Below are 18,562 nucleotides of genomic sequence, written 5' to 3'. Positions count from 1 at the left end.
AGGAGACGATCCATGGCATGGTCTGCCAGCCAGTATGTCAAATTCGAGGACGAGCGCACGCGCCCCGCACGTGATCTGTTGGCACAGGTGCCGCTCGAGCATGTCCGTCATGCCGTCGATCTCGGCTGCGGCCCAGGCAATTCGACGGAACTGATTGTCGAGCGCTTCGGAGCATCTGGCGTTTCCGGCCTGGACAGCGACCTGAACATGCTGGAGGCGGCCCGCAAGCGCATGCCCGGCACGCCCTTCGTGGAGGCCGACCTTACGACCTGGCAACCGAGCGAGCCGGCCGACCTGCTCTTTGCAAACGCAGTCTTTCAGTGGCTGCCGAACCATCTCGACATCTTCGAGCGCCTCATGGACGGGCTTGCGCCGGGCGGCGCTCTGGCGGTGCAGATGCCCGATAATCTGACCGAGCCGACCCATTTGTTGATGGAGGAGACAGCGCACGCCGGGCCGTGGAAAACGGCCTTCGAGGCGCGGAGCGTTCGCCGCAAGCCGCTGCCCCCGCCGTCGACCTACTATAGCCGGCTGATCGGCAAGGCCGCCCGCGTCGACATCTGGCATACCGCCTACAATCATCCGATGGCGGATGCCGCGGCGATCGTCGAATGGGTGAAGGGGACGGGCCTCAGGCCCTATCTCGACCACGCGGGCGAAGAACATCGCGACGCATTCCTGGCGGACTATCTGGGCCGCGTGGAAAAGGCCTATCCGAAGATGTCGGACGGTCGCGTCCTGCTGCGGTTTCCGCGGATCTTCATGGTGGCCGTGAAAAATTGATAGTCAGCCAATCGGCTTCTGAGTGACATTCGCCTGCCATTGGCAGGCGGCATCCTGTCGCTTGCCGCGGCCCTCCCGCGGACTATAGTCGACATAAACAGCGAGGAGACCTGCATGGACGCCGCCCCCATTCCGCCAGCCACCCTTGTCATCTTCGGCGCCACCGGCGACCTGACGCGGCGCCTGCTGATACCTGCCATCATCAATCTGACCCGGAGCGGCCTTGTCGGCGACGACCTGAAGATCCTCGGCGTCAGCATTGAGCCCGGCGATGACGCTTCCCTGGTGGCGCGGCTCGACAGCTTCCTTGCTAGCCTGAGCGAGCCTATCCGACCCGAGACCGACGATGCCTGGAGACGACTTCGCCAGCGCATCTCCTACCTTTCGGGTGACTTCATGCAGGACGGGATATTCCTCGAGATCAAGAAGCACCTGGCAAGCTGCAACGCCGCCTTCTACTTCGCCGTGCCGCCGCAATTCTTCGGGACGCTTGTCGAAAAGCTTGCAGAACACGGGCTCACCAGCGAGGCTGACGGATGCTTCCGGCGGATCGCAATCGAGAAGCCCTTCGGCACGGACCTTGCCTCCGCGCGCGCGCTGAACGCCCGCATTCTGAGCAAGATAGCCGAGAGCCAGGTGTATCGCCTCGACCATTTCCTGGGGAAGGAAACGGTGCAGAACATTCTGACCGCCCGCTTTGCCAATATGATGATCGAGGCACTCTGGAACAACAACTATATCGACAACGTGCAGATCACCGCTGCCGAAACGGTGGACGTCGGCAGCCGCGGCAAGTTCTACGACGCCACCGGCGCGCTGCGCGACATGATCCCCAACCACCTGTTCCAGTTGCTGGCGATGATCGCGATGGAGGCCCCGAACGGCTTTGGCGCGGAAGCGATCCGTACGGAAAAGAGCAAGGCTTTGGGCGCGCTGCGCATCTACACGCCGGAGGAAGCCGCCACCCATGCAGTGCGCGGCGCCTATACGGCCGGCAAGCTCGATGGAAACGATATTGCGGCTTTCCGGGAGACAAAGGACGTCTCACCTGACAGCAACACCGAAACCTTTGTTGCACTGAAGCTTTACGTCGACTCCTGGCGCTGGGCAGGCGTCCCCTTCTATCTCCGGACCGGGAAAGCGCTGACAGCCCGCGATACGGAAGTCGTCATCACCTTCCAGCAAGTGCCGTTCGCGCAATTTCGGAAAACGGACGTCAACCGCCACCTGCCGCCAAACAGGATGGTCATCCAGGTACAGCCGGATGAGGGACTGAGTGTCGAGATCTCCATCAAGTCACCCGGTTTTTCAGTCGATACCGTGCCGGTCTCGCTCGACTTCCGCTATGCCGACAAGTTCGACATCGGCAAGATGACCGGATACGAGTCGCTTCTTTACGACCTCTTCATCGGGGACCAAACGCTGTTCCAGCGCGCCGACGGCATCGAAGCCGGGTGGGCTGCGGTTCAACCCTTCCTGGATGTATGGGCAAAGAGCGGCGAAACGCCGGAGGCCTACGCACCCGGAAGCAGTGGTCCATCCTGCGCCGACGAACTCATTCGTCGCGATGGCCGGGAATGGCATGAACTGGGCGAATCCCAACGCAACCAAGAGCCAAAATAGCTTCACAAATGCACGCTTAACTAAAGTAAAACCAAATAATACTTAGAGGGACTTCCCGCATTCCGGGTGAAATATTGCACCAAGGATGTCTAGCCATAATTCACCGCAACACATTTATGGTACGCTATACAAAATATGGATGAATTGACCACTTCCCCTTGCACAGCGAAGATTTTTTCTGCTGGCGCGTTGCTGTTTCAGTGCGACAAAGACAGCGGGGGCTCGTCCAACCCCGGCGGGCCCTTCTTGTTTTTTTCTATCATTTGGCGAATGAAGCGCGCATTAGTCGAAATTGTTAAAGCTCGATTAATATATTTACTTGCGCTCTTTCACGGCCTTGCTAAACCTATTCTCAGGTTTTGGGGTCTTCACATGGCAGATACTCAGTTGTCAAAGAAAAGCTCGCCGTCCGATCAACGCATGGAAACCTGCAGGTCAGAGTTCGAGCCGATCCTCTTCGAGCTCATCCGCAATGGTGAGAAACGAGGATGGAAAGCGGCCGAAATCGCGATGGCGCTCGCCGACGCGGCTGACGACGTCATTCTCAAGCTGGCAAGGGAAAACAAGAGCAAGCATTGACTGCTTGTCTTGCCCATCCTGATACAATCAAGCTTCAGGAACGCTTCTTCAGCGAGTAAGAATCATTGAGCCTATCTTCAGTGATTCTCTTGCCGCTTTCATCAAGCGAGGAGCCCAATGCTGCAGTTGATTGCTACAGCCCTGCTGGCGTGCGGATGCGTCAGCCTTGCCGAGGTTGCCGATTGGCCGCCCGCTGAGAGCTATGTCCCGAAGGTTGACTGCCATCAGAGCAAGACTCCCGGGAGCTGCGAGGATATTCGCGCCGCCTGGACCGGGCTGTATGCGGACGCGATTGCGGGTCGCATCGAGAGCCAGCGGAAGGTCTCCTTCTGCCTGAGCACCGGCTGCGCGGGGGGCATAGTTGTCGACCCCGTACTCGGCTGCGCCTGGCGTCAAGTCATTGTCGCGTCGCGCAATCCTCAGCTCAGCCATGCCGACCGGGCCAACGTCAAACGCTACTGCGGCACGCCTGTGCTTGGCGATGCCGGGCGCCAGGCAGCCAGCGATCAGTCGGAAATCTGGCTGACATTGCTTGGCGTAACGCGGTAGGCGGAAAAGAAAACGGGCGGGAACAAGCCCGCCCGTCGAAAATTCGTGTTTTGCCGTTCAGACGAACTGGCTAAGCCCCGGAACCGAGCCGACAACCTCGTCGACAACTTCCTTGCCTGCATGCTGTTCGGCAACCGCGATGGTTTCCCTGGCAAGCGAGGTGATCTCGCTCATGCCGAGGCCTTCCGACATCAGCTGCTGACCGAGCGCCATAATGCCGCCGCCGCCGAGCGCGCCCATGATGCTGCCGAGGATGCCGCCACCGCTCCCGCCTTCGCCGTTGTACTTGGCAACGAGGTCGGACGCGCCGGGGATGGCCTCAATCATCTTGGTAACCGGACCGTCCGCCGCTTCACGCTGCAAGAAGCCGAGCATCATGCCCACTGCCTTTTCGGCCAGTTCCGGGGTGATGCCCACACGCGCGGCGATCTGGTCTACGATTTCAGTCATTGTCAGCCTCCTATTTTTAACGTTAACGTCAACGTTAATCGAACTTGGGGAGCAACTCAAGCCGCCCGCGGCGGAAGCAGGCTTTATCCCACTTTTCCTTTTAATGCAGACAGTTGTCCGCACTGAACTCCCTGCTTATAACAGAGTGGCGATTTTATAATGACCGTGCGGAACCCATACTCCGCATTTTGACGCAATCGGCGCCGACGGCCGCAGGGAGAATTTTCGAAATGCTCGAGGATGGCAAGATTTTCGTTGGCGTCAGCCGCAATCCCGATGACAGCATCAACAAGCCGGAGTATCTCGACCTGAAGTTCGGGAACCGCCACGGCTTGGTGACGGGCGCGACCGGCACCGGCAAGACGGTGACGCTGCAAGTGCTCGCCGAGGGCTTTTCGCGGGCCGGCGTGCCGGTCTTCTGCGCCGACATCAAGGGCGACCTCTCCGGCATCGCGGCAAAAGGCGAACCGAAGGATTTCCTGACCAAGCGCGCCGAGCAGATCGGCTTTGACGACTACGACTTCGACCAGTTCCCTGTCATTTTCTGGGATCTATTTGGCGAGAAGGGTCACCGCGTCCGCACCACCATCGCCGAAATGGGGCCGTTGCTGCTGGCGCGGCTGATGGATGCGTCGGAACCGCAGGAAGGTGTTATCAACATCGCCTTCAAGATTGCCGATCAGGGCGGCCTGCCGCTGCTCGACCTCAAGGACTTCTCATCGCTCTTGAACTACATGGCGGAGAACGCCACCGAGCTTTCCAGCCAGTTCGGCCTGATCTCGAAGGCGTCTGTCGCCTCGATCCAGCGTGGCCTGCTGGTCCTGGAACAGCAGGGTGCCGAACACTTCTTCGGCGAGCCGGCGCTGAAGATCACAGACATCATGCGAACCAACAACCGCGGCTATGGCCAGATTTCGGTGCTTGCCGCCGACAAGCTGATGATGAACCCGCGGCTCTACGCGACCTTCCTGCTGTGGCTGCTCTCCGAACTCTTCGAGGAATTGCCTGAGGTGGGCGACCCCGAAAAGCCGAACCTCGTGTTCTTCTTCGATGAAGCGCATCTGCTCTTCAACGACGCCCCGAAGGTGTTGACCGAGCGCGTCGAACAGGTCGTGCGCCTTATCCGTTCAAAGGGCGTCGGCGTCTATTTCGTGACGCAGAACCCGCTCGATGTGCCGGAAACGGTGCTCGCTCAGCTCGGCAACCGCGTGCAGCATGCGCTGCGCGCTTATTCGCCCCGCGAGCAGAAGGCGGTGAAGACGGCGGCCGACACCTTCCGTCCCAACCCTGCCTTCGACTGCGCCACGGTTATCACCACGCTCGGCACCGGCGAGGCGCTGGTGTCGACGCTGGAGGCGAAGGGTTCACCCTCGATCGTCGAGCGGACGCTGGTGCGCCCGCCGTCCGGACGCGTCGGCCCGCTGACTGATCCCGAACGCCAGCAGGTGATGGACAAGAGCCCTGTGCTCGGCGTCTATGACGAGGATCTCGATCGCGAATCCGCCTTCGAGATTCTGACGGCACGCGCCAAGAAGGCGTCAGACTCCGATGCCGCGAAGCAGGTGCAGCCGACGGAACCGACAGAGGGCAGCGCGACGGGTCGCTGGACGCTACCGGGCTTTGGTGATGACGACAACGAGCCGCAGGCCAAGAGCCAGGGCCGCGCCCGTTCCCCCGGCTATCAGCGCGAAACGGTCGTCGAAGCAGCGATGAAGAGCGTCGCCCGTACCGTGGCGACACAGGTCGGGCGAGCGCTGGTGCGCGGCATCCTAGGCAGCTTGAAGCGCTGAGTGGAGGCGTGGCTCGATCACACGCCACACGAGATCGATCCGACCGCATCGGCTCATGCCGATGCTGAATCGTATCCCGAGCGATATGAAAGCGACAAGCCGCAAACCTCAATAGCAAATATGCCCTGTCAAAGCGGGTAAACGCCTGCCGAAGGATCAACATGGAATTGGGCGTTGCTCTCGCGGCACCACTTTTCCAGTTCTCGTTTCAGCTCTGGCCAAAGCGATCGCGCCCATTCCGGCGCGCGACGTTTCCACTCTGCTTCGGTAGGTAGGTGGACGGACATTACACCCATTGGTAGTTCTAGGACGAAGGACCCCCCACTTCCCGAAACGACCAATTCTTCTTTCCAACGCGACTGAAAGTGGAAAAGCTGTTCTGTCACGCCGTCAAGCCCTATGGTGAAATTATGCGCTGCACAACTACAGACAACCATCATTCCAGGTTGTTCCCAACGCATGAGTTCACAGCCTAGTTTGAAATCTTGCGATCGTCCTCAACGCTTGCGAACAAATTCCGTGCGCAGGACGAGGCCTTTAATGGCCTCGTGGCGGCAGTCGATTTCTTCGGGATTATCCGTCAGCCGGATCGACTTGATGACCGTGCCCTGCTTCAGCGTCTGATTGGCGCCCTTCACCTTCAGGTCCTTTATGAGGGTGACGGAGTCACCGTCCTTGAGGACGTTTCCGGAAGCGTCGCGAACCTCGACATCCCCCTGCCCCGCGACGGCCAATTCGGAAGCCGGACGCCATTCACCCGTTACTTCGTCGTAGACGTATTCGTCGTCACCGCCGGCCATGACGCTTCTCCTGGAGATCAATGAGTTGCCTGTCAGGGCCGCTTATAACAGCCAAGCCACCTTGCGCAAGTTGACCCACGGGATTGCCCTGCGCGGGGGGCACAGAAGGCCCGGATACAATCGTCTCGATTGCATTTTTGCCTGCCGGATGGTATTTCGCCTATGCACTCAAAGAGAAAGGAGGGTCGCGTGCAAAATTTCTATTTCCGGTTCAACCGGCAGCGTGGCCCCGTCAACGCCCCGCAGATGCGTTTGCAGGGCTGACCAGAGACCGTTTCTCAAGACTCTCTTCCTGGTCTGCCCCTCGTGGCAGCAGTTCGGGCATTCCGCTCGTCTGCAACTATTCATCCACCGAGCTTGAGCACACGCACGCGATGAAGGCTGCATGCCCTCGCCCGTGTGATCGCTCGGCAAGACCAGAGCAAGATCATGACCCTTATCAATATTCGCAATCTCGTCGTCACACTCAGCGCACCGCTTTTTGCCAAGCTCGACCTCGCCATCAACCCAGGCGACCGCCTCGGGCTAGTTGCAGCCAATGGCCGCGGCAAGTCCACCCTGCTGCGTTGCATCTCAGGAGCGCTGGAGGCAACGCACGGCGACATCACGCGCTCGCGCGGGCTGACAATCGGCTATGTCGAGCAGGACGTGCCTGCCAAGCTGCTTGAGGCGCCGTTCCACGATGCCGTCCTGCAGGTGCTGCCCGCTGATCAGCAGGCGAACGAAAGCTGGCGCGTGGACATCGTGCTCGATTCGCTCGACGTTCCGGAAGCCTTGCGCAGCCGCCCGGTCGGTCAACTCAGCGGCGGTTGGCAGCGGCTGGCGATGCTGGCGCGCACCTGGGTGATGGAACCGGACGCGCTGCTGCTCGACGAGCCGACGAACCACCTCGATCTCGGCAAGATCGCTGCACTCGAAGAATGGCTGACCGCCCTGCCGCGTGACGTGCCCGCCATCATCTCCAGCCACGACCGCGCCTTTCTCGATGCCGTTACCAACCGCACGCTGTTCCTGCGACCGGAGCAATCGCAGGTCTTCTCCCTGCCCTACAGCCGGGCGCGGGCGGCGTTGGACGAAGTGGATGCCGCCGACCGGAAACGCTATGAGCGGGACATGAAGACGGCAGAGCAGTTGCGCAAGCAGGCGGCGAAGCTCAACAATATCGGCATCAATTCCGGTAGCGACCTGCTGGTTGTCAAGACCAAGCAGCTCAAGCAACGCGCCGAGAAGCTGGAGGATGCGGCCAAGCCCGCGCACCTTGAGCGGTCAGCCGGGGCAATCAAGCTCGCCAACCGTGGCACGCACGCCAAGGTGCTGGTGACGCTCGACGATGCCGAGGTGCTGACGCCTGAAGGCGCGCCGCTCTTCCGGACCGGCAAGCAGTTCATCTGCCAGGGCGATCGGATCGTGCTGCTGGGCGAGAACGGCGCCGGAAAATCACGGCTGATCGCGATGCTGCGAAAGGCGATCGGCAATGCCGAGACGGCGCAGGACGGCATCAAGGCCACTCCCTCGCTGGTGCTCGGCTACAGCGACCAGGCGCTTGCCGACCTCAAGGACAAGGACACGCCGATGGAGACGATCATCCGCCGCTTCGACGTCGGCGACCAGCGGGCTCGGGCGCTGCTGGCGGGCGCCGGCATGAGCATCGACATGCAGACGCGTCCCGTCGGGCGGCTTTCGGGTGGCCAGAAGGCGCGGCTCGGCATGCTGGTCCTGCGGCTGGCGGAACCGAACTTCTACCTGCTCGACGAGCCCACGAACCATCTCGATATCGATGGGCAGGAAGCGCTGGAAAGCGAACTCATGGCCCATCAGGCGAGCTGCCTCGTCGTCTCGCATGACCGCAGCTTCGTGCGCGCCATCGGCAACCGGTTCTGGCAGATCGAGCGCCGGCGGCTCATCGAAGTAGAAAGCCCCGAGCCCTTCTTCGCGGCGGCGCGGCCTTAGACTTGGGCGGTGCAGGCTCTCAGAACGATGCCGGAGTGGCGCCGAGCAGATTGAGCTTGCCGCCACTGAGCGAATAGAGGCTCATCTTGCGTTCAACGGTACCGGCGGGCGTCAGCCTGAAGAGACCGGTCACGCCGCGGAAGCCGACCTTGCTCGTCAGGTTCTGCGCGTTCAGGCCTTCAGGCCCCTTGGTCCGGACGATCCCGGAGGCGATCGCCACCGCATCATAGCCATGAGCGGCATCGGTGGACAGCGTTCGCTTGTAGTGGCGCTTGTAGCGATCGGCGATCATCGTCGCGCCTTCGGGCTCGACCATGGCGATCACGGCGCCTGCCACCGAGGGATCGGTGTAGGTCTGCGGCGGCCAGGCGTTGGTCCCGACGAAGGTGACGTTCGTCTTGCCGCTCGCTTTCACTGCGCCGGCGATGGTCGTGGTGATGACCGATTTCCCAAGGACGAGCACGGTGTCGGCATTCTGCAGATTGGCCGTCGCCCTCTTCACGGCGTCGGAAGCGGATGCATCCGTCAGATCGTAGCGGGCAATTCCGAGATAGGTGCCGCCGCCACCACGGATGGCGTTTGCCAATCGCTCCTCGCCTGCGGCCGGAAAATCGCTCTGTGCGAAAACCAGCACCTTCTTGTGGCCGCCGGCAGCGGCTGCCCGCACGCCTTCGACGGCACTGTCAATTTCATCGGACGCGAAGTTATAAACATTGCCCGATGTCGGCGGCACTGGTGCGCCCAGATTGAGCAATGGCGGCCGCTGGTCAGCGGGAACGGCAGCGATGGCCGATGTGACGGCGGGCGAGGCATAGCTGACAAGAAGTGCGGAACCACGCGCCTTGGCAGCCGTGACTGCCGCCGCTGCAGCGGGAGCGCCGGCGGCCACATCAACGACCTTCACAAAAACCTGATTGCCACCGAGTTCGCCCACGCCGAGACCGGCGCCATCGCGCACATCGCGCGCAGCCCCCTCATAGAGACCAGTTGCGCCCTTCGACAGCAGCAGCGTTATCTCCGCTCCCGTCTCGCCAAAGCTTTCCTCGACCTCGGTCGAGGGTGCCTTGATGTCATTGGTCTTCGCATTCTTGGCGATGCCATCGACATCGGATTGGCAACCCGAGAGCGCCCCGCAGGCGACGACGATCGACATTGCGAGAAGCGATTTGATGCGTTTCAGGGAACCGACGCCTTCCGAAGGCGACACTTGACGTGCCGAGCGTAAACCATGCGAGCCTTGCACCTGCTCGATCGACTGCACTGTCACCTGCTCCCCCACTCTCAAAATCACGGCCGCTTCCGGCCTTTTTGCAGGATTTCATATCTGCACAGGCAACACCGGAAAGCAAACCCTTCGCCCAAACTTGGTTGATCGACACACTAAACTTTTATGTTCTTTTGAACGGATAATTTATACCCCGCTTATCCACGCTTAAATACCTGATTTTTATAGCTGTTTTGTACGTTTCTCACAGCCAACGAGAGACGTCGACCCATGAAGCGCAGCATAAGAACAAGCAATATCGCCGCTTTTGCTTTCTCCGCATTTGCCCTTGCTTTCGGGCCGACTATTTCGTCGGCATCAGCGCTTCCCTCCCAGCAGATGGCAGGCGCGATGCATTCGTTCGACGTCGCAGCTGATACCGTGCGCGCGCTGCCCCTTGGCGGCGTCGCCAGCCTCCTCAGCCTGGCAACAAGCGCGATCGGCACGATCGACGTTGCTGCGCTGACCCGCGCGCTGCCCGAGCCTGCCGGCTGGGTAAAGGAGAGCGCGGCGCCGGCACTGCCCGTCGCACGTCCGGCGATTGCCGCACCGACAGGCAACGCTGCTTTCGGTACCGTCGCCATTCCCTTCAAGCGCCTTGTCGCCCTGAAGAAGTTCGCACCGTCGCTTGCGGAAATGACGGACGGAACAGCTGTCGACTGCAACGGCGGCAAATGCTCCGAGGCCACGGCCGCGCTCAAGGTAGCCTTCACCAAAACGACGCAGTCCTCAATCCGCGACAAGCTGAACGCGGTCAACGTGACCATCAATCATGCGATCCGCTACAGCCGCGACATCGATACCTACAAGGTGGCCGACTACTGGGCGACGCCCGCCGAGACGCTCTCGCGCCAGCAGGGCGATTGCGAGGATTTCGCGATCCTGAAGATGGCGGCCCTGCACGCTGACGGCGTCGATCTCAAGGACATGTCCGTCGTCGTCCTCTACGATCAGAAGCGGCGCTTCTACCACGCCGTGCTCTCCGTCGCGGTGAATGGCAACCGCTTCATCCTGGACAACATGCGTGACGAGGTTCTCTCCGATACGAAGCTGCCCGACTACGTGCCACTCTACTCAATCGCGGACGGCAAGGGCTACCTGCACGGAACGCGCACGGGCGCAAAGCAGGTGGCTTCGGCAATGCCGCTGGAAAAGGTGGCGCCCGGCGAAGGCGGGGCTTTCTGAGAGATTGAAAACGATAGCCGCTTTTGGCAGCGCAAAGCCGTCATCGGTGAAGGCTGCTTTCGGCCCGAAGCGGACGTTGCAGCGGAGCCCTGATCGCAAAGTAGATGGGACCCTTCAGTAGAAATGAACCCTCGACAGATCAATCTCATAGGGATCGATGAGAATGGGCTTTCCATTCTCTTTGTATATTTCAAGTTCTGATAGCTCTCCGCCAGTCACATGCAATGCGAGCCTCACGAGGGCCGCGATACCCAACATTCCCTTAGTTTCATCAATGACGTCGTCATAAAATCCTTCAACGGGAATACGGTCGTTCGGCCGCGAGGACGGAGCGTCACTGTCTTTAACCTCGGCGTACGGCCCTTCACTGCGAAGCTTTAGGCTGCTGCCAAAACCAATCCGCATAACTTCCAGAGAATTGAGTTGTTCGAGGATTTCGGCTCGTCCAGGAAACTCCTGCCCGAGCAAGTGCGTAATAAGGGCCCGCTCGGCAACACCGACTGGCCGCCACCTCCGAAGTGGCACGTCAACGTCCGTGGGTCGACTATTTGTCGCCGATGGAAGCCGCATCCATTCTATCACCTGTTTGGCTTCTGCCATGGCATCCTTGGCGCTAGCGAGGATGCCTGACGTATGTTCTCCGACCCAAGAGGGCGGGCTGTTATCCCATTCAGAGAGCACCTCTTCGACATATTCGTACTTCCCGTCAGAACGAGAATACACGCTGACACGCCGGGCGTAATCTTCTCGCACAACCCTCATAGTTAGTTCGCCGGGCATGGTTCTTCCCCCTTTTGGCTTCACCTGAATTGAAATTGGGAGGAGTGTCAACGTCCGCTTGTGGCGCAACGTCGTCATCAATTGCTAACTGCTCTCGGCTCTGTGCGATTCCACACTTGCGCTAGCAGCTGGGCGTTTCAGCCGCCTATTTCATGGCAGAAATTGCCCTTAGTAGCGGGAGATGTAGCCGATCAGCATCGACTTCTCATGCGTTGGTGCCAGAGCCAGGTTGATCTGCCCCTTCATCGAGGCGGAGCCGACGGCAATGGTGAAGCCGGTATTCAGCGTCTTGCCCCTGTTGCGGTAAAGCGTCGCGATGGCCTCGTCGATCTGCGTGTCGATCGAGAACCTCAGGCTCTTCGTCAACTGCGCCGAATCGCCAATCGGGAGGCGCTGGCGCAGCATCGTCAGAAAGGGATCGTTGAAGAACTGGATCTTCTTTTCCTGCGTCAGCAGGATCGTCGGCGACGGCGACGCCTGGATGATGGCGTTGACGTTTGACATCGACGAGGCGTCTTCGACGCTATCCAGCCGGCGCAGCGCCCACTTGAAGCTGAGGACACGCAGCAACGAGGCCAGATTGCCGGATTCCGGCATCTGCGAGGCCGTGTAGTGAACGAGGTCGGCAGTGCTCATCTTGCCGGCTGACGACATGCGGCCGAGGCCATCCCAGTAGATCCGCTCCAGACGGATGCCGCGACGCTCGCCGCCGCGACCGACAACAGCCCGGAAGCGCGGCTCGATCTCGTCCTGTCCGATGGCCGGCAGGGGCTCATCGATGGGCTCGAGCTCGGAAAGTGCGTTGCTGCCAGGCTTGACGATCAGCATCCTATCGCTCCGTCAGCGCTTCGCTGCGCGCCTTGTTGATTGGCTTCATCAGGTAGCTGAGCACCGTCTTGTTGCCGGTCATGATCTCGACCGAGGCAACCATGCCGGGGATGATCGGATAGGACTTGCCGTCGCGCTCCAGGGCGGATTTGTCGGTCTTCACCTGCACCAGATAGTAGGTCTCGCCCTTTTCCTTCTCCACGAGACTGTCTGCCGAGATGTTCTCGACGATGCCTTCGAGGCCGCCGAAAATCGAGAAATCGTAGGCGGTGATCTTGACGACAGCAGGCTGGCCGCGGCGCACGAACGCGACGTCGCGCGGCGAAATTTTCGCTTCGACCAACAGCGTGTCGGCGGTCGGCACGATACCGGCGATGACGCGGCCCGGATCGACATAAGCGCCGATCGTGTTGACCTCGAGTGTGTTGACGATGCCATCAACCGGCGAGCGGATATCGGTGCGCTTGACGCGGTCGGAGGCGCCGCGGATGGTCTCGTCGACGACCGAAAGCTCGGCCAGTGCCTGCGCCTTGTCGGTCAGGGCCTGCTGGCGCAGCTCAAGGGCAAGATCACCGAGCTGCAACTTGGCCTCCTGCACGGCGGCCTGCAGGCGGTCGATGCTTTCCTGGTAGACCTTGAGTTGACCCTGCTGGTCGGTGAGGTCGCGCTCGGTCTTCAAGACATCGGTCTGGGCGACCAGCTTCTTCTGTGCCAGCGGGTACAGCAGGTCGTACTGGCGCTGTGCGCCGTCGATGTTCTGCTCAAGGCGATCGATGTTCGCATGCGCTTCGCTCAGTTCGTTCTCGCGCTGGCGAACACGCTCCTGCAGGACGCCGAGCTTATTCTGGTAACTCGCCCGATCAGCGGCGAAAAGTTGCTGCTCGTTGGCGCACACTTCCTTTGCGACCGACATGATTTCTTCGGGGCAAACGAACGCGACATCGTATTGGCCGGCCTCTTCCAGTTTCAGGCGCGCAACCTTGGCGCCGAGCGCCCGCGCCTTCGCAACGGATTCACCGAGCGTGGATGCGGTCGTCGTATTGTCGAGCTGAACGAGCAGCTGGCCCTTGCGAACGACTTGGCCCAGCGTGACGGCGATCTGCTGGACGACGCCAGGTTCGGAAGACTGGATGATCTGCGTCTTCGAGACGGGAATGACCTTGCCCTCGCCGCGGGCGATCTCGTTGATATCAGCGATTGCCGCCCAGGCTACGAAGCTCGCAATGACCAGAGCCACCAAGGCGAGAATGCCACGGGCGAGAAGTGGAGGATTGTCGTGGCGATTGCTGAGGCTCATCACTGCGCCCCCGCCGGTTTGCGCTGCATGGCCTCGATGACCGCATTCTTCGGACCATCGGCAATGATCCGCCCCTTGTCGATGACGATCAGGCGGTCGACGAGCTCGAGCATGCTGTATCGATGGGTGGCGATCAGAAGCGTGGTGTCGCGGCCGATCGCCTTCGACAGGCGCGAAATCAGGTTGCGCTCGGTCGCCAGATCCATTGCGCCCGAAGGCTCGTCCAGAAATACGATCTTCGGTTTCGTGAGCAGCAGGCGCGCAATCGTCAACGCCTGCTTCTGGCCGCTCGAAAGGTTGGTGCCGCGCTCCCCGACCGGCATGTCGAAGCCACGAGGATGGTTGCCGACAAACTCGTCGACGCCGGTCATGCGGGCGACTTCGAGAAGCTCCTCATCGGTCGCATCGGCGCGCCCGATCAACAGGTTTTCCTTGACTGTTCCCGAGAACAGATCGGACGACTGGCCGGCCACGGCGACCGCTGAGCGAACCTCCGCCATGTGGTATTGCCGGATATCGACGCCGTCGATCAGCACACGCCCGCCCGAGGGAGTAAAGAGCCCGTCGAGCAGGCGGCCAAGCGTCGTCTTGCCGGAGCCAATGCGGCCGATAATGCCGATGCGCTCGCCCGGCTGCACCGTAAACGACAGCTTGTTGATGACGGGATAGTCAGAGCCCGGATACTGGAAGGACACATCCTGGAAGCTGAAGGCGCCGCGGGTGATCTCGCGGTTAACGAAGCCGACAGTCGACGGGCGATCGTCCGGCTGCTCCATGATCTTGTCGAGAATGCGAAGCGACATGGTTGCCTGACGGAAGCGAGCCAGCGTCATGGCGATCTGGCCGAGCGGTGCGCCGGCGCGGCTTGCCAGCATGACGGTTGCGACAATCGCGCCCATGGCAATGCGGCCTTCGGAGAATTCGTAGGTGCCGGCGATCACGATCAGGACGCTCACCATCTGCTGGATGAACATCGTCATGTTGATGGCGTTCGTCGAGATGTGCTTGATGTCTTCGCTGGTGCGGCTCGAATATTTGGTGAGTTCCTGCCAGCGGCGCAGCATCGTCGCTTCGGCACGCAAGCTCTTCAGCGTTTCGATGGTCGAAATGGTCTCAACGAGCAAGGATTGACGGCGCGAGGCTTCGTTGGCGGCAGTTGCCATGCGCTTGCCGATCGCTGCCTGTGCATAGAGGCCGATGATGACAGACAGCACGAATGCCACGGCCGGGATAACCACAAGCCAGCCCGCAATCAGATAAATGACTGCCAGAAAGATGAAGACGAACAGGCTGTCGATCAGCACGCCGATCGTGTTCGACGTGAAGAATTCGCGAACGAATTCATACTGTGTGACGCGGTTGGCGTATTCGCCTGTCGACATCGGCCGCGAGGCGAGCGTCGAGTTGAGCACCTTGTCGAACAGGAGTTGCGACAGGCGCAGATCCGCCTTGCGCCCGGCATAATCGATGAGCGACGAGCGCGCGGTCTTCAAGAGGAAGTCGAAGACATAGGCGAGCGAGATGCCGGCGGCCAAGACCCAGAGCGTCGGGATCGCCTTATTTGGCAGCACCCGGTCATAGACGTTCATCGTGAAAAGCGGCGAACCGAGCGCAATGAGGTTGATAAAGAGCGCTGCGACCATGACGCGGACATAGGTGCGCCAGTACGGCGCCAGCGTCGTCGCCAGCCAATGACGCTTCTCGATCTCGACGGCATTGCCGACCAGCGCCTCTTCCGAGGCGTTCTGGTAATAGAGCGTGAAGGCGAATGCCAGTTGCGGCTTCAGCGCCAGGAATTCTTCCCGTGTCAGACGGATCGCGTTGCCGGCGATCGGCACGATATCCGTGACGTAGGAACCGTCCTCGGCGACCTCGAGCACAGGCAACACGCTGCCATCCGCAAACGCGACGATCGCCGGACAATCGAAATTGCCCTGGCGGCATTCGCGCTCCTGATGCTTGATCACCTGCAGGCCGATGCGCTCGGCCATGCGCTCGACATCATCGACCTCAAGCGACTCGGTCACTTCATCCGGAAGACCGGAGAAGAGGACCGTGTCGGAGCTTGGTCGGCCATAGAACGCAGCCACGGATTTGAATGCGGCTTTGAATGTCTGCAGCGGTGTGCTGCTGGAAGTCTCGAGCGCTACGTTCAGCATCGTTCCATGGCCATGTCGACTACTGCTGTCGAATTGGCGCTAGGAGGTCCAGGGGCATGCCGGCTTTCTGATGTGAATCAAGCTCGACATATCCGGGATTCGCGACGCCCGCGGGGACAACAAACTCTTCCCGCGCATAAGGTTTGGACTGCTCGACCGGCTTCAGCTTCATCGTCTGAAGCAGATTGCCCGAGGCCGCCAGGATCTTGTACTCGGCAAACTGCGAGGCAACACGCGCCGTGTCAGCGAGAACCTGTGTGTTGAACTTCGTGTTCTGCGCATCGAGCACATCGAGCAGCGAGCGCTGGCCGACCTTGAACTGCTCGCGGTAGGAGCCGACGAGCTGGTTGTTGATCGAGGCCTGCTTGTTGAGGATACCGGAAAGCTCGCCGCGGCTGACGCGCTCGTTCCATGCCGAGCGAACCGACTCCCCGACTTCGCGCTGCACCTGCGCGAGATTGTAGCGCTGCTCGCCGGCACGACGGATCTGCTCCTGCTCGCGTGCGACATCGATGCCGCCGCGATAGAGATTCCAGCGGGCAACGACCCGGACCTGGTAGTCGTTGGTGTTGCCTTCGTCGCCATCGATGTCGTCGCCGACACGGGCGGTGCCTTCAAGGTTGACCTTCGGCATATAGTTGGCGCGCGCGCCGCGAACGCCGGCATCGGCTGCATCGACGTCGGCGTTGGCCGAATAGATGCGCGGGCTGTTCTTGGTGGCGACGAAGACCGCATCGTTCAGCGTCTTCGGAACATACTTGCCGACCGACGGCGGTGTCTGCGCGTTGGTAATCGGCTCGCCGACGACCTGGAGGAAGCGGATCTTTGTCTGCTCGAGCTCCTCAAGCGCTTCACGCAGGCGTGCCTTGGCGGCCTGCAGGCGCTCGCTGCCCTGGAGGCGGTCAGCATCCGTCAGCGCGCCACCCTTGATGCTCTCGTCGATATCGCCGACCATCTGCGTGTGGAAAGCAACGTTCTGCTTGGCGGCGGCAACAATCTGGTTCTGGAGAACATATTCCAGATAGTCCTGCGTCACTTCAAGGGCGAGCGACTCGGAACGTTCGAGAACCCGAAAGGAGGCGCCATCGACGCGCGATGCCTGCTGCTCGACCTGAGCCCGACGGCTGCCACCATCATAAAGCGTCTGAGAGATCGTCAGACCAACATCGCTAGGCGAGAGATAGTCATGATCGTCCCGAAGCGAACCAGAGCTTTCGTTCGACAGCCGACGGCGCCCGACTCCGCTCTCCAGATCTACGGATGGCAAGTATAAACCGCGAGCCTGACGCAATTCAAACTCGACCGCTTCTCTATTCTTCGCGGCCTGCAAGATCTGCGGGTTCGTTTTCATGGTCTTTTCTATTGCCTGCTGCAAGGACATTGCATTGGCATCAGCATAAAACGCAAAACTGAAAGCAACCGTTGCAGACAATGCTGCGAAAATTCTTTTGCCCTTAAACAAGTTCGATGCCCCTCAACATCCAAGATTCACCCGGCGAAACCCGTATACCAAAGTCCTTCTTTAGCAAACAAGTAACACCAATCTTTCCACATTCCAATTGTAGTCTAAAGCATTACTGCCAAGACGGTTAATCGCCTGAACAACCGCCTAAAGCAAGAATTTTACAGGATTTTTTAACGCGGACTTTCCCCGGACCTGCTTATCTGGCATTACTTCAAACGGACACGAACCGCGATGAATTTCAGCCAGCGTTACTCTTCCGCCACAATCGCTTCAGCTCTTCGGATAGCCACCCTCGGTGCTGTCTGCTACGCGGCTGGATCCGTCGGCGTTTTACTTATCTTAAACCTTCTGATGCCGGATAGACCATTTTTGGTAGGATTTGCCGGCGCCGGCGTAATTTCGCTTTTTGTTGCATTTCCGCTGCTTCTGATCTTGCAGCTGAAGGTTGGCGAGCTCAAAAAGCTGCAGGAAACCGTTAACTATACTGCGCGCCACGACGCGGTCACGAAGACGCTGAACGGCACGGCCTTTGCCGCGGCCGTCGAGCACTATATCGACCGGCGCAGGCGAATCGCCACCGACGCCGGCGGCGTGATGATCGCCGTGGTCATCGACACGCTCGACGAGATCAGCCGCAGCTACGGTCCGCAATGGGCCGACACCGTCATGCAGTCGCTTGCCGCAATCATCCAGTCTTCCGTCAGAAAGGGCGATCTGGTGGCACGCCTTGCAACCAACGAGCTCGGGGTGTTTCTCCCGGGCGCAAGCGTCGAGAACGCCCAGGACGTCGGCACCCGTATCCGCCGGCGCGTCGCGGAAGCTTCCTTCTCGGCCGAAGGCACGCCAATGACGATCGGCATCCGTCTCGGCGGCGCGGTCTTCGAGGGACAGACCGATTTCAACCACATCCGCCAGCTGGCCGATGAAATGGCCATGCAGCGCGGCGGCGAGAGCGAAGAGGCGGTTCCGATGTCCAGGCTGCCAGCGGCCTGAGCGAACCATCAAAACCCGGAACGAAGAAAAGGCGCCCCGAGAGGCGCCTTTCTTTTTTGGTTCGCAC

General features: G+C 60.4%; 16 protein-coding genes. 8 read left to right on the top strand and 8 right to left on the bottom strand.

From position 1 onward, the window contains the following. The first annotated feature begins 12 nt into the window (after positions 1–12). From tam to JNB88_RS19885, 4 genes are all read left to right on the top strand, one after another. Positions 13–783, top strand: a complete 771-nt coding sequence (tam, locus tag JNB88_RS19900) for a trans-aconitate 2-methyltransferase (protein ID WP_220356940.1) — start codon at positions 13–15, stop codon at positions 781–783. A gap of 114 nt (positions 784–897) precedes the next feature. After that, a complete protein-coding gene (gene zwf / locus JNB88_RS19895) occupies positions 898–2,406 on the top strand; it encodes a glucose-6-phosphate dehydrogenase (RefSeq protein WP_220356939.1) in 1,509 nt (502 codons plus the stop codon). 135 nt (positions 2,407–2,541) lie between these two features. Then, positions 2,542–2,985 carry a hypothetical protein gene (locus JNB88_RS19890; protein ID WP_156142659.1) on the top strand — a complete coding sequence of 148 codons (444 nt, stop codon included), beginning with the start codon at positions 2,542–2,544 and terminating at the stop codon, positions 2,983–2,985. A gap of 117 nt (positions 2,986–3,102) precedes the next feature. After that, on the top strand, positions 3,103–3,534 hold the full coding sequence (locus JNB88_RS19885) for a hypothetical protein (protein WP_051977217.1): 432 nt from the start codon (positions 3,103–3,105) through the stop codon (positions 3,532–3,534). 57 nt (positions 3,535–3,591) lie between these two features. Here JNB88_RS19885 and JNB88_RS19880 read toward each other — a convergent pair whose 3' ends face one another. After that, complete coding sequence (locus tag JNB88_RS19880) at positions 3,592–3,984, bottom strand: hypothetical protein (protein WP_037137734.1); 393 nt, start codon at positions 3,982–3,984, stop codon at positions 3,592–3,594. Positions 3,985–4,214: 230 nt separating this feature from the next. Between JNB88_RS19880 and JNB88_RS19875 the strand changes: the two genes are divergently transcribed. Then, positions 4,215–5,774 (top strand): helicase HerA-like C-terminal domain-containing protein, encoded by a 1,560-nt coding sequence (locus tag JNB88_RS19875; protein ID WP_220356938.1) that lies wholly within the window; start codon positions 4,215–4,217, stop codon positions 5,772–5,774. A 497-nt stretch (positions 5,775–6,271) separates the two neighbouring features. Here the strand turns inward: JNB88_RS19875 and JNB88_RS19870 are convergent, their stop codons facing one another. Beyond that, entirely contained in the window at positions 6,272–6,574 is a 303-nt protein-coding gene (locus JNB88_RS19870; RefSeq protein ID WP_220356937.1) for an alkylphosphonate utilization protein, read from the bottom strand. Positions 6,575–7,003: 429 nt separating this feature from the next. Between JNB88_RS19870 and JNB88_RS19865 the strand changes: the two genes are divergently transcribed. After that, positions 7,004–8,524 carry an ABC-F family ATP-binding cassette domain-containing protein gene (locus JNB88_RS19865; protein WP_220356936.1) on the top strand — a complete coding sequence of 507 codons (1,521 nt, stop codon included), beginning with the start codon at positions 7,004–7,006 and terminating at the stop codon, positions 8,522–8,524. Positions 8,525–8,543: 19 nt separating this feature from the next. Here JNB88_RS19865 and JNB88_RS19860 read toward each other — a convergent pair whose 3' ends face one another. After that, positions 8,544–9,815, bottom strand: a complete 1,272-nt coding sequence (locus JNB88_RS19860) for an ABC transporter substrate-binding protein (protein WP_338111016.1) — start codon at positions 9,813–9,815, stop codon at positions 8,544–8,546. A gap of 204 nt (positions 9,816–10,019) precedes the next feature. On the opposite strand from JNB88_RS19860, the gene JNB88_RS19855 reads away from it, so the two are divergent. Further along, positions 10,020–10,973, top strand: coding sequence for a transglutaminase-like cysteine peptidase (locus tag JNB88_RS19855; RefSeq protein ID WP_220356935.1), 954 nt, complete (start codon positions 10,020–10,022; stop codon positions 10,971–10,973). A 114-nt stretch (positions 10,974–11,087) separates the two neighbouring features. Here the strand turns inward: JNB88_RS19855 and JNB88_RS33390 are convergent, their stop codons facing one another. The 5 genes from JNB88_RS33390 to JNB88_RS19830 all read right to left on the bottom strand — a co-directional run bounded on the left by JNB88_RS33390 (position 11,088) and on the right by JNB88_RS19830 (position 17,418). Then, positions 11,088–11,831 carry a hypothetical protein gene (locus tag JNB88_RS33390; RefSeq protein WP_222858080.1) on the bottom strand — a complete coding sequence of 248 codons (744 nt, stop codon included), beginning with the start codon at positions 11,829–11,831 and terminating at the stop codon, positions 11,088–11,090. Positions 11,832–11,921: 90 nt separating this feature from the next. Then, positions 11,922–12,581, bottom strand: coding sequence for a ribbon-helix-helix domain-containing protein (locus JNB88_RS19845; RefSeq protein WP_220356934.1), 660 nt, complete (start codon positions 12,579–12,581; stop codon positions 11,922–11,924). A gap of 1 nt (position 12,582) precedes the next feature. After that, on the bottom strand, positions 12,583–13,878 hold the full coding sequence (locus tag JNB88_RS19840; RefSeq protein WP_220356933.1) for an HlyD family type I secretion periplasmic adaptor subunit: 1,296 nt from the start codon (positions 13,876–13,878) through the stop codon (positions 12,583–12,585). After that, positions 13,878–16,037, bottom strand: a complete 2,160-nt coding sequence (locus JNB88_RS19835) for a type I secretion system permease/ATPase (protein ID WP_220356932.1) — start codon at positions 16,035–16,037, stop codon at positions 13,878–13,880. The genes JNB88_RS19840 and JNB88_RS19835 overlap by 1 nt, the downstream gene beginning before the upstream one ends. Positions 16,038–16,056: 19 nt before the next feature. Next, positions 16,057–17,418 carry a TolC family outer membrane protein gene (locus JNB88_RS19830; protein WP_037137774.1) on the bottom strand — a complete coding sequence of 454 codons (1,362 nt, stop codon included), beginning with the start codon at positions 17,416–17,418 and terminating at the stop codon, positions 16,057–16,059. Positions 17,419–17,871: 453 nt separating this feature from the next. Between JNB88_RS19830 and JNB88_RS19825 the strand changes: the two genes are divergently transcribed. After that, positions 17,872–18,495 carry a GGDEF domain-containing protein gene (locus tag JNB88_RS19825; protein ID WP_223217261.1) on the top strand — a complete coding sequence of 208 codons (624 nt, stop codon included), beginning with the start codon at positions 17,872–17,874 and terminating at the stop codon, positions 18,493–18,495. The last annotated feature ends 67 nt before the right edge of the window (positions 18,496–18,562 follow it).

The organism is Rhizobium cauense (assembly GCF_019511525.1).
Taxonomy (GTDB): domain Bacteria; phylum Pseudomonadota; class Alphaproteobacteria; order Rhizobiales; family Rhizobiaceae; genus Rhizobium; species Rhizobium cauense.
Note: the sequence above shows the minus strand (reverse complement) of the source record. Positions and strands in the feature narration are given on the sequence as shown.

Coding starts and splice junctions, on each gene's coding strand:
- JNB88_RS19885 (WP_051977217.1), top strand. CDS start 3,103: ATGCTGCAGTTGATTGCTACAGCCCTGCTGGCGTGCGGATGCGTCAGC.
- JNB88_RS19875 (WP_220356938.1), top strand. CDS start 4,215: ATGCTCGAGGATGGCAAGATTTTCGTTGGCGTCAGCCGCAATCCCGAT.
- zwf (WP_220356939.1), top strand. CDS start 898: ATGGACGCCGCCCCCATTCCGCCAGCCACCCTTGTCATCTTCGGCGCC.
- tam (WP_220356940.1), top strand. CDS start 13: ATGGCATGGTCTGCCAGCCAGTATGTCAAATTCGAGGACGAGCGCACG.
- JNB88_RS19880 (WP_037137734.1), bottom strand. CDS start 3,984: ATGACTGAAATCGTAGACCAGATCGCCGCGCGTGTGGGCATCACCCCG.
- JNB88_RS33390 (WP_222858080.1), bottom strand. CDS start 11,831: ATGACGACGTTGCGCCACAAGCGGACGTTGACACTCCTCCCAATTTCA.
- JNB88_RS19870 (WP_220356937.1), bottom strand. CDS start 6,574: ATGGCCGGCGGTGACGACGAATACGTCTACGACGAAGTAACGGGTGAA.
- JNB88_RS19840 (WP_220356933.1), bottom strand. CDS start 13,878: ATGAGCCTCAGCAATCGCCACGACAATCCTCCACTTCTCGCCCGTGGC.
- JNB88_RS19830 (WP_037137774.1), bottom strand. CDS start 17,418: ATGTCCTTGCAGCAGGCAATAGAAAAGACCATGAAAACGAACCCGCAG.
- JNB88_RS19835 (WP_220356932.1), bottom strand. CDS start 16,037: ATGCTGAACGTAGCGCTCGAGACTTCCAGCAGCACACCGCTGCAGACA.
- JNB88_RS19865 (WP_220356936.1), top strand. CDS start 7,004: ATGACCCTTATCAATATTCGCAATCTCGTCGTCACACTCAGCGCACCG.
- JNB88_RS19855 (WP_220356935.1), top strand. CDS start 10,020: ATGAAGCGCAGCATAAGAACAAGCAATATCGCCGCTTTTGCTTTCTCC.
- JNB88_RS19890 (WP_156142659.1), top strand. CDS start 2,542: ATGGATGAATTGACCACTTCCCCTTGCACAGCGAAGATTTTTTCTGCT.
- JNB88_RS19845 (WP_220356934.1), bottom strand. CDS start 12,581: ATGCTGATCGTCAAGCCTGGCAGCAACGCACTTTCCGAGCTCGAGCCC.